The following is a 12,017-nucleotide window of genomic DNA, read 5'->3' as shown; positions in this document are numbered from 1 at the left end:
AAAATACTGGTACAATAATTTCATTGTCACAAGTGTAAATCAATAATAACATTTTAAAATAAACACATTATGAAAAAATTAATCTTATCAACAGCAATAGTTTTAGGGAGTTTCACAGCAATGAATGCTCAAACTCAGGCTCCGGAAGAAAAAGCAGTAACAACTGAACAAGCAGCTCCGGCAGAGCAAGCCGCACCTGCAGAACAGGCACCAGCTGCTGCAGATACTTATACTGAAATTAAAAATGAAGAAGTTCCGGCAGCAGTTACTGAAGCTTTAAAGAAAGCTTTTCCAGATGCAATATTAAATAGAGCATCTGTAAACGGAAAAAAAGAATATCAGTTAGAAGTTAAAGTTGGTGACAAAGAAGGTGCTTTATACGCTGACGAAAATGGAAAATGGATTCAAAAATAATTAGAATTAATTGTCGCATGACTAAAACAATAATAACAATTTAAATAAAAATATCATGAAAAAGTTAATCTTAACAGCCGCAATAGTATTAGGAAGTTTCACAGCAATGAATGCTCAAACTCAAGATGAAAACACTGCACCAGCAGGACAAGAACCAGCAACAGAGCAAGCAGCTCCAGCTCAAGAGGCCGCTCCGGCTCAGGAATCTGGACAGGCAGTTGTAGCTCAGGAAGTAGGTGCTTATACCGAAATTAAAAACGAAGAAGTTCCAGCAGCAGTTACTGATGCTTTAAAGAAAGCATTTCCAGATGCAGTATTGAATAAAGCTTCTGTAAATGACAAAAAAGAGTATCAGTTAGAAGTTAAAGTTGGTGATAAAGAAGGTGCTTTGTATGCTGACGAAAACGGAAAATGGATTGAAAAATAATTAAAATTCATTGTTTCCCAAATCTATAAATAATAACATTTTAAATAGAAATATTATGAAAAAGTTAATCTTATCAGCCGCAATTGTATTAGGAAGTTTGACAGCAATCAATGCTCAGACTCAAACAGAAACTACAGCAACTACGACAGAGCAAACAACTCAGGAACAGTATACAGAAATTAAATCTGAAGATGTGCCAACAGCTGTAACGGAAGCTTTAAAGAAAGACTATCCAGATGCGCTAGTGTCTAAGGCTTATGTCAATGACAAAAAAGAATATAAATTAGAAATCACAGTTAAAGACCAATCGGCTACTGTTTTTGCAGATGTTGATGGGAACTGGTTGAAAAAATAAGCACGCGAATTAAGCTTATTGTTTTGTAAAGAAGACTGCTCGGGGGAGCAGTCTTCTTTTTTTGCATAATTTTATGAAAAGACAATAATATTAGTCTTAATTTAGCATAAAAAGTGCCTGTCTAATGTCGAAGATTTTAATTATTGAAGATGATATTTCGTTTTGCAAATTATTAGAAAAGTTTCTAACTAAAAATAATTATGCAGTCAGTATTGCTTTTTCAGCAGCAGAAGCTAGATTAGCGATTCAAAACGAAGTATTCGATTTGATTTTGACTGATTTACGACTTCCTGATGCTGACGGCATTGAATTGCTGGCAGAATTTAAAACGAATTATCCGCAAATTCCAGTCGTTTTAATGACTGGTTATTCTGAAGTGAGTACAGCCGTTAAAGCCATAAAAAATGGTGCTGCTGATTATATTTCGAAACCTTTTAATCCTGATGAAGTTTTGGTCGTTATTGCTAATGCTTTGACAACGGAAACAACTGCTGTTTCTACTCCAAAAACTACTGTAAAAGAGATTAAAGAAAGTACTACGCTGGAATATGTACAAGGAATTTCTACTGCTTCTAAGAAATTGACAGAGCATATTAAACTGGTAAGTCCAACAGATATTTCAGTTCTGATTATTGGCGAAAGCGGAACGGGGAAAGAAATAATTGCCCAGAGTATTCATCAGCAAAGCCGTCGAAAAGAGAATAATTTTATTGCCGTAGATTGTGGTGCAATTCCTAAAGAATTGGCAGCCAGTGAGTTTTTCGGACATTTGAAAGGTTCTTTTACGGGTGCGATTTCTGATAAAATGGGTTATTTTGAAGCGGCCAATGGTGGAACACTTTTTCTGGATGAAATAGGAAACTTGTCTTATGAAAACCAGATTCAGCTATTACGTGCTTTGCAGGAACGCAAAATCAAACCTGTAGGAAGCAATAAAGAAATTGAAGTCGATATTAGAATTATTACGGCAACAAACGAAGATTTGCGTGAAGCAGTAAAAAACGGTGATTTTAGAGAAGATTTATACCATCGAATTAATGAATTTTCGATTCATTCACCTTCGCTTGTTGAAAGAGAAGAAGATTTAATTCTCTTTGCTGAATTCTTTTTAGAAAAAGCAAATGCACAGTTGCATAAAGATGTAATAGGTTTTTCCAAAGAAGTAGTTACTATTTTTCAAAATTATGACTGGCCAGGAAATTTAAGAGAATTGCAAAATTGTGTCAAACGTGCTGCCTTGCTTACCCAGGGTGATTTTATAGAAAGTGCCGTTTTGCCAGTCGAATTTTTTAATCAAAACGAAAGTAAAAATGATTCTTTTTCTTTATTTGAAAATGAAAAAGAAGCTATCGAAAATGCTTTGGTCAAAACCAAAAACAATAAAACAGAAGCAGCCAAGTTGTTAAAAATCACCCGAAAAACGTTGTACAACAAGCTTAAATTGTACGATATTCAATAATTTTCTTTTTCAAGAGCTGTAAATAAGACTGCAATTTGAGATTTTAAATTTGATAAGTGAATTGCTAATTCATTTTCATTAAATTCTTCTAATTCCAGTTTGTTTAAAATAGTGGCAATTTCAGTAGCTTCAATTTGTTTAAACATGGGAGCCATTTTATGAGCTGTTTGTTTTATTTTTTCATGATCTAATGTTTCGATGCTGTTCTCCAGAATAATAAGATTCGAATTAGTCGATGTCATAAAAGATTGTAATACCGTTTTTATAGCTTCCTCGTCATTTTTCAAAAATAATTTTAATGAATCTAAAGCGAATAGTTCTTCTGGTTTTTTAGATTTTTGAACTTCATTATCCTGAATAGGAAGTATGGTTTTGTTTAAAACGGCATCAATAGTTTGTAACAGAATATTAGGTGTAAATGGTTTTTTGAGTACGGTTGTAAATCCCGCATTAGTATAAGTTTCATCGTTTAGATCAGCTCTTCCGGTTACTGCAATTACGGGTTGATTGTTATAATTGTTTTCGTTTTTTAGTAATTCTTCGATAAATTCAAAACCATCTTTTACCGGCATTTGAATATCTGTTATTATAATGTCAAAATGTTGTGAGTTTATGTTTTCCAATGCTTTAGTCGCATCATGAAATGCAATTACTTTATAATATTGTTTTAAAACTTCGGTTGTTAATTGCAATAAATCAGGATCATCATCAACGACAATGATGGTTTTATTTTGCAAACTTGGAATATAAATATTAGCAACTGCTTGTTCAATTTCTGTGTTTTCGTCAAAAGTCGTAGTTAAGATTATTTCGAAACAACTTCCGTTTTTAGAACTGTTTTTTAGATACAATTCGCCACCTAAAAGAGTAATGATTTTTTTCGAAATAGCCAATCCTAATCCTGTTCCGCCGTAATTTTTTTCGATGTTTTCATTCGCTTGTGCAAACTCTTCGAAAACCAAATCCTGACTTTCTTCTTCGATTCCAATTCCCGAATCTTCGATCGTGATATAGGCTTTGTTTTCGTGAGAATTAGCAGTTGCAGTTATTTTTATGTAACCTTCTGCAGTAAACTTGTAAGCGTTTCCGATGATGTTAATTAAGACTTGCTTTAATCGAAAAGCATCACCAATAATGGGCTGATGCAGTTTTTTATCGATGGCAATTTGTAAATCAATATCTTTTTGCGGATAAACAGATTGTATGTTTCTGGCGACTTCTTTTATGGTTTCGGCTAAAGAAAAAGGATTTTTCTCCAGATTAATTTTTCCGGCTTCAATTTGCGAAAAGTCCAATAAATCCTGAACTAATCTTGAGATATATTCGGATGAGTTTTTAATGTTATTGGTAAAATAGAATTGCTTGCTCGTTAATGTCGAATTACCTAATAATTCGGTGTAGCCCACAATGGTACTCAAAGGTGTTTTTAAATCATGACTTACCGTAGAAATGAGTTGTTCCCGGCTTTTAAGCAAATTTTGAGTTTTAAAATTCGCAATTTCGAGCTGTTTTTTATAAGATTGTGTTTTAGAAAAATCGCTGGCAATTAATATTGAAAAAACAATAGTTAGAAGTAAGCCAAGAATGGCAGCATAAGTAACAATCTGGTTGATTTTTTTTAATGATTTTTCCTTTTCGTTATTGTTTTTTATTGAAGAAGTCAGGATTTCCTGTTCAATCACACGGAGTACTTTTCGTAATTGATCTGAAATTAAGAGTTCATTAGTAAGCAATTTACTTTCCTGAATACTTAAGGATTCTTTTTTCTTTTCGGTTTCGAGTTTTACTTTGCTCAACAACCTTTTTGAAGCTGATAAAATAGAATCTGTTTCTTTTTTGGTCAATGTATTGCTGTTGTCATCAGGAATGTTTTGATTGAGATAATCAATATAGTTTTGCAAAACATTTCGTTGGTAACTGCTTAGGTTTTCTGGGTTTTTAGTAAAATCCTGTAGTTTTAATTTACTTAACGAAAACTCCAGTTCAGTTAACTCCTGAATTGCTTCATTTACCGAAGCTTCGTCAGAAGTTTTGTTCTTTATAGCTCTGAGTTGTTTAATGTTTTGCGTTTTTTCTGTCAGCAAAATCATTACGCTGTCTAATAATTTTTTTTGATATTCGCTAGAAAGTGTTTTCTTTAAAGAACCAATTCTCATTTGCAGCGAATCTGTTTCCAGAATGTAATTTTTGTATTCTTTTTCAGAATTAGATTGAATGGTTTTTCGGGCTAAATTCTCTGTTTTATACACATTCGAAAAAAGTTGACTTACTTTAAGAACTTTGTTTTTTTCGAAAGCTATTTTGTTTTCAATTTTCGAATAATCCACATTTTCAGTATATAAAATCCAGCCTACACTTGCTACAAGTGAGACTAAAATCATATAACTGATAAAAACTTTGACAGGAATATTACTGTTTTTGTTTCCCATTTTTTCTAATTCTGTAATTGTTTATAAGGTTTCTTTCAACCATTTAAAAAATTCTCTTTGCCAAACTTGTGCGTTTTGAGCCTGTAAAACCCAGTGATTTTCTTCAGGAAAATAAAGCAATCGACTTTTAATTCCGAGCAATTGTGCTGCCTGAAAAGCTTCTTGTGCCTGACCAATAGGAACCCGAAAATCTTTTCCACCCTGAATAATTAATATCGGCGTATTCCAGTTGGATACAAAATTTATTGGGTTGAATTCCTTATAAGCTTTTTGGGCAATTGCATTGTCTTTTTCCCAATAAGCACCACCAAAATCCCAATTGCTAAAAAATACTTCTTCGGTGGTTCCATACATACTTATGGTATTAAAAACACCATCATGTGCGATAAAAGTTTTGAAACGATTCTTGTGAATTCCGGCTAAATAAAAAACTGAATATCCGCCATAACTCGCTCCAATACATCCCAAACGATTTTTATCTACATAGTTTTCCTGAGAAATGGCGTCAATTGCAGAAAAATAATCATCCATCACTTGTCCACCCCAATCTTTACTAATTTGCTCGTTCCATTCCACTCCGTGTCCGGGCATTCCGCGGCGGTTAGGCGCTACAATAATATAATCGTTGGCAGCCATTAATTGAAAATTCCATCGGTAAGAATAAAATTGACTCAATGCACTTTGTGGTCCGCCCTGACAATACAGTAAGGTAGCGTATTTTTTAGAAGCATCAAAATTTGGCGGGAAAATCACCCAAACCAGCATTTTTTTACCATCGGTAGTGGTTACATATCTTTTTTCGGTTTTGCTTAAGGCTAAATCTTTATAGATTTCGGAATTGATACTTGTTAATTGTAGCCAATTTTTTTGTTCTAAATCGAAAGAGAAAATTTCTGAAGCATGATTAGTATCTTCTCTGGCAACGATGATTTTATTGTTGTTAAAACCAATGAGTTTTGTGATGTCAAAATAGCCATCCGTGATTTGATTTATCGAATGAGATGCATTAGTAATCTCAGAAAGATTAATTTCGAATAATTGTTTTGTGCCATCAATTGGAGCAATAAAATAAATTTTTTGACTGTTTTCGCTCCAAAGAAAGCTATCAACAGTTCCGTCCCAATTTTGGGTTAGATTTGTTTTTATTCCGTCGAAATTAACAATAATATCATTTTTATCAGCTTCATAACCATCACGTTTCATTTGCAACCAGGCTAAAATCCCCGAAGATGAAAATTGCGGTGCTATATCATAACCTTTATTTTCTTCGGTAAGATTGGTAGTTTTAGCTGTTGTTAATTCGTATTGATAAATGTTGCTATTGGTCGAAATGGCATATTCAGTCCCAGTTTTTTTCTTAGAAACATAGAGAATGCTTTTGCTGTCTGGAGACCAAATATAATCTTCGTCATCGCCAAACGGTTTTTGCGGACAATCAAAAAGTTCGTTTTCCATGATATCCGTTTTTGGAGCATCCGTTTTATTTTCGCTATAAAAAACATGATTGAATTTGCCTTCGTTCCAGCTATCCCAGTGGCGGTAGTTTAACGAATCATAAATTTGAACTTCGGCTTTTTCCAGTTCAGGATAAAAATCTTTGGCTAAAACATTTTGCAGTTTTACTTCCTGATGAGAAAGCAGGTATTTGCCGTCTGGTGATATATTTTTATTAAATAAAATGCTGTCAGTGTTCTCAATTTCGGTTGGATTTCCTCCGTCTATTGGAATAAAATAAAACTTAGTGTCTTGTTTGTTTTCTTCAACCGAAGGTGTGCTTACTTTGTAAACAATATTTTTTTTGTCGTTTGATAATCCAAGGGCTGTTATTCGACCTAATTGCCACAGCAAACTAGCTGTCATTTTATTTTGAGTCATTATTTTTAGGGCTACAATTGTTATGGGAGTATAAAAATAAGTAATTTAAAATTGCTTTTTTTGCTTCTGGACTGATATGAATTAGAAATTACAAGAAATTCATTGGATGAATAATTAAAAAAAGTATTTTTACTTCATGTAAATTCTGGTTGATTTAAAACGTTTGAATTTTCAATAAGTTACAAAATAGCATTAAGAGCAGACAATAAATGGCAACAAAAATCACTTCAAATTCAGCAAATAAAAGACCTGTAAAAAAACGATCTGGAGGTTTTATGGGATGGTTAAAGGCGATTGTGATTAAAATATTTTTGTGGTTTATTGGACTTTCTGTGCTTTCTGTAGTGTTTTTTAAATTCGTTCCGGTGCCTTTTACACCTTTGATGTTAATTCGCGCTATAGAAAATAAGGTGGCAGGAAAGCCGGTTTATTTTAGTCATGACTGGGAACCTTTAGAAAATATTTCGGTTAATTTACAAAAAGCAGTTATTGCCAGCGAAGACGGAGCATTTCTAAGGCACAACGGATTTGATTTTAAAGCGATACAAAAAGCCTATAAAAACAACGAAAGAGGCCGAAGAATAAAAGGCGGAAGTACGATTTCGCAACAAACGGCTAAAAATGTTTTTTTATGGCAGGGCCGAAGCTACATCAGAAAAGGATTAGAGGCTTATTTTACAGTTTTAATCGAATTGATTTGGGGCAAAGAACGCATCATGGAAGTGTATCTTAATAGCATCGAAATGGGTGATGGGGTTTATGGAGCACAGGCTGCAGCTGAACATTGGTACCGAAAAGATGCAGCAAATTTAACACCAAGACAAGCCGCCGGAATTGCAGCTATTTTGCCAAGTCCCAGAAAATATACAGCAACAAGTTCTTCTTCTTATGTCAATAAAAGAAAAGATAAAATAGTACGTGTGATGCGTACTGTGGGAAAAATCGAATATTAAATGCGGTCAAAATCAGTACTTTTTATTTGTTTTTTCCTGTTGATTTCGGTTGTTTTACGCAGCCAGAATAAGAGCGTTGAAATAGGTGTTGTTACCGAAAATGATTTGTATACTTCATCAAAAAATGACCAGTATTATACCAATGGTCTGGAGATTTTCTACAGGTATTTATCTAAAAAAGAAAAACCTAATCTTTTAAAAAAAGTCAACGAAATCAGAGCAGGACAATATATGTACAGTCCGCGTGATATTTATAAGGATGAAGAAGAAATGTTTGACCGTCCTTTTGCAGGTTATCTTTTTGGCGAATTTAGAACTACGAATTTTTACGCTAATCAGGGAATTTTAAAAAAGTATTTTCAGGCAGGATATGTTGGTCCTAATTCTTTTGCCGATCAGGTGCAATCTACCACGCATCGAATGTTTAATTATACTGCTTTTGATGAATGGGATTACCAAATTAAAAATGCTTTGGCACTTCAGGTTTATGTCATGTACGCAAAACCATTTTTAGGCGGAATAAATAGTACAAGAATTGATTTTCAATGGCAATCGGAAGCTAAATTAGGAACGATATTTACTTCTTTTTCGGCTGGATTTGTAACCAGAATTGGTTTTAAGAAATTAGTTCCTCTTGTGGATTCTAATTTTTACGGAGCTTCATTAAATGCTGATGGAAAATCTCCGGAGAGTGAATTTTATTTTTACATGGCGCCTTATTTTAATTACCAGCTTTATGACGCCACGATACAAGGAAGTTTATTTAATGATAGTAGCCCTGTAACTTTTGATATTAAACCTTTCCGATTTAATGGAGAAGCAGGACTACGGTATAGAACCAAAAATCTGAATCTTTCCTATGCTTTTGTTTACAGAGGAAAAGAGCACAAATCAGAAAGAATGACTGGGTATTTTTATGGATCTATCGGAGTTTCTTATATTTTTAGGTAAATGAACAAGCCTTAAACAACATGTTTAAGGCTTGTTTGTGGAGAATACCGGATTCGAACCGGTCGCCTTCCCGATTGTTATCGGGACGCTTTATTCCTTATTTTCAATTAAACTTTCAATATATTTTCTACTTTTCATTCTTTTGATTTGCATTTCCCTTTGATAAGCTTCACTTCTAGAAGAATAGGTTTCAAAATATTTTAATTCCCAATCTTTAGCCTTTTTTGTGTATTTACTTCTACTGTTTAAATGATCTTTAAGTCGTTCTTGAACATCCTGACAAGAGCCAACATAATATTTATTAATACTCTTTGAATAAATGATGTAAGTATAAAACATATTGATAGAAATAAAAAAGACTCAAACATTGTTTGAGTCTTTGTGGAGAATACCGGATTCGAACCGGTCGCCTCTACGCTGCCAGCGTAGCGCTCTAGCCAAATGAGCTAATCCCCCAATTTTATTCTGAACGGTCGTCTTCCCGATACTGTCGGGACACTCTAGCCAAATGAGCTAATCCCTCAGGTTTGGCAAATATAGTATTTTAAAGATTCAAAAAACTATTCTTTCTGTCGAATATTTTTAACTTTACCTAAAAACTATTCCATGAATATACAAAGTTCTAGCGGCTCATTAATTACAACAATAGAAAATAGTATTGCTACGGTTGAATTTGGACATCCGGCGAGTAATTCTTTTCCACGTTTTTTGTTGGATTCTTTAACAAAAGAAATCAATAATTTAAGTGTTAATGATGGGGTTAATGGAATTGTTTTAAAGAGTAAAGGAACCGCCGCTTTTTGTGCCGGTGCTTCTTTTGATGAACTTTTGACTGTAACTAATGAAGAAGAAGGATTAGCATTTTTCTCTGGTTTTGCTCATTTAATCAATGCGATGCGTAACTGTTCTAAACTTATTGTGGGACGCATTCACGGAAAAGCAGTTGGAGGCGGAGTAGGTATTGCCGCTGCCTGCGATTATACTTTTGCAACAGCGGAAGCTTCAATAAAGTTATCTGAATTAGCGATAGGAATTGGTCCTTTTGTGATTGAACCAGCCGTGAGTAGAAAAATAGGAAAAACAGCAATGACCGAAATGACTTTAGCGGCTCACGAATGGAAATCGGCAGCCTGGGCACAACAAAAAGGATTGTATGCTGCCGTGTTTGAAACTACGGAATTGTTAGATGAGGCTATTGCCAATTTTACTTCCAAATTAGCTTCTTATAATCCAGATGCTTTATTCGAAATGAAGAAAATTATTTGGGAAGGAACTGAAAATTGGGAATCACTTTTGTTTGAAAGAGCTGCAATAACTGGACAATTAGTTTTGTCAGATTTTACTAAAAAGGCTTTGTTAGAATTTAAGAAATAAAAAAAGATTCCAATATTTTAAATTCCAAATTCCAAAAAACTCAAAACGATTGGAATTTGGAATTTTTTCTTTATTTGGAAATTATTATTTAAACGGTTATTAATTCGTAAATTTGCAGTCAAAAAAATCAAGGATGAGTAATATCAGAATTACAAAACAATTTAGTTTCGAAACCGGTCACGCCTTATACGGTTACGACGGAAAGTGTAAAAACGTACATGGTCATAGTTATAAATTGTCTGTAACGGTTATTGGTAAACCTATTACAAACCGTAATGATGTGAAATTTGGGATGGTAATTGATTTTTCTGATTTGAAAAAAATCGTGAAAGAAGAAATTGTAGATCAGTTTGATCATGCAACTGTTTTTAACGAAACTACGCCACATGTCGAATTAGCTCAGGAACTAAAAAATCGCGGACATCACGTAATTTTAGTGAATTACCAGCCCACAAGTGAGAATATGGTGGTTGATTTTGCTGAGAGAATCATAAGTAGATTACCAGCAGGAATCACACTTTTTTCTTTAAAATTACAAGAAACAGAATCTTCGTTTGCCGAATGGTTTGCGAGTGATAATCTCTAAATAAGTTGTACGTTAAGAGTTAGAAGTTAAGGGTTTTACATAACCTAATTCATAACTCATAACCCATAACCCATAACTAATCCTATGAAAAAAGTCTACTTTGCTTCTGACCAACATTTTGGAGCGCCAACAGCCGAATTGAGTTTTCCAAGAGAACAAAAATTTGTTGCCTGGCTTGACGAAGTGAAAAAAGATGCTGAAGCTATTTTTCTTTTAGGTGATTTATTCGATTTCTGGTTCGAATATAAAACGGTTATTCCTAAAGGATTCGTGAGGGTTTTAGGGAAATTGGCTGAAATTCGTGATAGTGGAATTCCGATTTATTTCTTTGTTGGAAATCACGATTTGTGGATGGAAGATTATTTCGAAAAAGAATTAAATATTCCTGTTTATCACGATAATCGGGAATTTACTTTTAATGGAAAAACCTTTCTTATAGGTCACGGAGACGGAAAAGGTCCTGGCGATTTAGGATACAAACGAATGAAAAAAGTGTTTACGAATCCTTTTTCTAAATGGCTTTTTAGATGGCTTCATCCGGATATTGGTGTTCGTTTAGCACAATATCTTTCGGTAAAAAATAAGCTGATTTCCGGAGAGTCAGATGTGAAATTTTTAGGTGAAGATAATGAATGGCTCATCTTGTATGCCAAGCGAAAATTAGAAACCAAACATTATAATTATCTAATTTTTGGGCATCGTCATTTACCAATGATTCATCCTGTAGGTAAAAATGCCGATTATGTCAATCTTGGTGATTGGATTACGTATTTTACTTATGGTGTTTTTGACGGAGAAAATTTTGAATTAAAGAAATTCGAAAGTTAATTTCTAGCATCTCCATTCAGATACATTTCCATTTTAATTCGAAACAGAGTACCATTTACTAAATCTTTCAGGTACTTTAATTCGCCAATTGAAACCGATAAATCAAGTTGGTAGATTGGTGTTTTCAATAAAAATTTGCAGTTACTGTTTTTTAGCGCACAGCCTTCGCAACAGTTATTTTTTGCAATACTTTCGTCGATTAAATATTCAAAATCGTTCAATTCGTCAATAGTAAAGAATAGCCCAATTTCTTTAAAAATCAATTGTACCCTGTGAGGTATAACTCCTTCTTCTTTTTCCCAGTAAAAAGTAATTCCCAGGCTATTTAAATAGATTTGTTGTATCTGTTCCATAATTTCTAATGTA

13 protein-coding genes and 1 tRNA gene are annotated in these 12,017 nt (G+C 33.7%); 9 read left to right on the top strand and 5 right to left on the bottom strand.

Features of this window, described 5'->3' with window-relative positions:
* Positions 1–69 precede the first annotated feature (69 nt).
* The 4 genes from FEM21_RS08500 (at position 70) to FEM21_RS08485 (ending at position 2,655) form a co-directional block, all read left to right on the top strand.
* The gene (locus tag FEM21_RS08500; RefSeq protein WP_035659525.1) at positions 70–414 is read left to right on the top strand and encodes a hypothetical protein; all 345 of its coding nucleotides are present in this window, start codon (positions 70–72) and stop codon (positions 412–414) included.
* Positions 415–469: 55 nt separating this feature from the next.
* Positions 470–841 (top strand): hypothetical protein, encoded by a 372-nt coding sequence (locus FEM21_RS08495; RefSeq protein ID WP_035659524.1) that lies wholly within the window; start codon positions 470–472, stop codon positions 839–841.
* Between the two features lie 55 nt (positions 842–896).
* The gene (locus FEM21_RS08490) at positions 897–1,196 is read left to right on the top strand and encodes a hypothetical protein (RefSeq protein ID WP_035659523.1); all 300 of its coding nucleotides are present in this window, start codon (positions 897–899) and stop codon (positions 1,194–1,196) included.
* A gap of 124 nt (positions 1,197–1,320) precedes the next feature.
* Complete coding sequence (locus tag FEM21_RS08485) at positions 1,321–2,655, top strand: sigma-54-dependent transcriptional regulator (protein ID WP_035659521.1); 1,335 nt, start codon at positions 1,321–1,323, stop codon at positions 2,653–2,655.
* Here the strand turns inward: FEM21_RS08485 and FEM21_RS08480 are convergent.
* Together FEM21_RS08480 and FEM21_RS08475 are read right to left on the bottom strand one after the other, a co-directional pair.
* Positions 2,649–5,084 (bottom strand): hybrid sensor histidine kinase/response regulator, encoded by a 2,436-nt coding sequence (locus tag FEM21_RS08480; RefSeq protein ID WP_035659519.1) that lies wholly within the window; start codon positions 5,082–5,084, stop codon positions 2,649–2,651. The two genes, FEM21_RS08485 and FEM21_RS08480, sit on opposite strands and share 7 nt — an antisense overlap.
* A gap of 21 nt (positions 5,085–5,105) precedes the next feature.
* Positions 5,106–6,959, bottom strand: a complete 1,854-nt coding sequence (locus FEM21_RS08475; RefSeq protein ID WP_051627539.1) for a S9 family peptidase — start codon at positions 6,957–6,959, stop codon at positions 5,106–5,108.
* Positions 6,960–7,168: 209 nt separating this feature from the next.
* On the opposite strand from FEM21_RS08475, the gene mtgA reads away from it, so the two are divergent.
* The gene (gene mtgA, locus FEM21_RS08470) at positions 7,169–7,912 is read left to right on the top strand and encodes a monofunctional biosynthetic peptidoglycan transglycosylase (RefSeq protein ID WP_035659516.1); all 744 of its coding nucleotides are present in this window, start codon (positions 7,169–7,171) and stop codon (positions 7,910–7,912) included.
* The gene (locus tag FEM21_RS08465) at positions 7,913–8,863 is read left to right on the top strand and encodes a lipid A deacylase LpxR family protein (protein WP_035659515.1); all 951 of its coding nucleotides are present in this window, start codon (positions 7,913–7,915) and stop codon (positions 8,861–8,863) included.
* Between the two features lie 90 nt (positions 8,864–8,953).
* Here FEM21_RS08465 and FEM21_RS08460 read toward each other — a convergent pair whose 3' ends face one another.
* The gene (locus tag FEM21_RS08460) at positions 8,954–9,202 is read right to left on the bottom strand and encodes a GIY-YIG nuclease family protein (protein ID WP_035659512.1); all 249 of its coding nucleotides are present in this window, start codon (positions 9,200–9,202) and stop codon (positions 8,954–8,956) included.
* A gap of 43 nt (positions 9,203–9,245) precedes the next feature.
* Positions 9,246–9,319 (bottom strand) — tRNA-Ala (locus FEM21_RS08455).
* Positions 9,320–9,469: 150 nt separating this feature from the next.
* Here FEM21_RS08455 and FEM21_RS08450 point away from each other — a divergent pair.
* The 3 genes from FEM21_RS08450 to FEM21_RS08440 all read left to right on the top strand — a co-directional run bounded on the left by FEM21_RS08450 (position 9,470) and on the right by FEM21_RS08440 (position 11,651).
* Complete coding sequence (locus tag FEM21_RS08450; protein WP_035659510.1) at positions 9,470–10,237, top strand: enoyl-CoA hydratase/isomerase family protein; 768 nt, start codon at positions 9,470–9,472, stop codon at positions 10,235–10,237.
* Positions 10,238–10,370: 133 nt separating this feature from the next.
* Positions 10,371–10,823 (top strand): 6-pyruvoyl trahydropterin synthase family protein, encoded by a 453-nt coding sequence (locus tag FEM21_RS08445; protein ID WP_035659508.1) that lies wholly within the window; start codon positions 10,371–10,373, stop codon positions 10,821–10,823.
* Positions 10,824–10,907: 84 nt separating this feature from the next.
* Entirely contained in the window at positions 10,908–11,651 is a 744-nt protein-coding gene (locus FEM21_RS08440) for a UDP-2,3-diacylglucosamine diphosphatase (RefSeq protein WP_035659507.1), read from the top strand.
* On the opposite strand, the gene FEM21_RS08435 is transcribed toward FEM21_RS08440, so the two are convergent.
* Positions 11,648–12,004 (bottom strand): hypothetical protein, encoded by a 357-nt coding sequence (locus FEM21_RS08435; protein ID WP_035659506.1) that lies wholly within the window; start codon positions 12,002–12,004, stop codon positions 11,648–11,650. The genes FEM21_RS08440 and FEM21_RS08435 overlap by 4 nt on opposite strands.
* Positions 12,005–12,017: the final 13 nt, after the last annotated feature.

The organism is Flavobacterium seoulense, assembly GCF_000695795.1.
Lineage (GTDB): Bacteria > Bacteroidota > Bacteroidia > Flavobacteriales > Flavobacteriaceae > Flavobacterium > Flavobacterium seoulense.
This window is presented reverse-complemented; position numbering and strand designations above follow the sequence as displayed.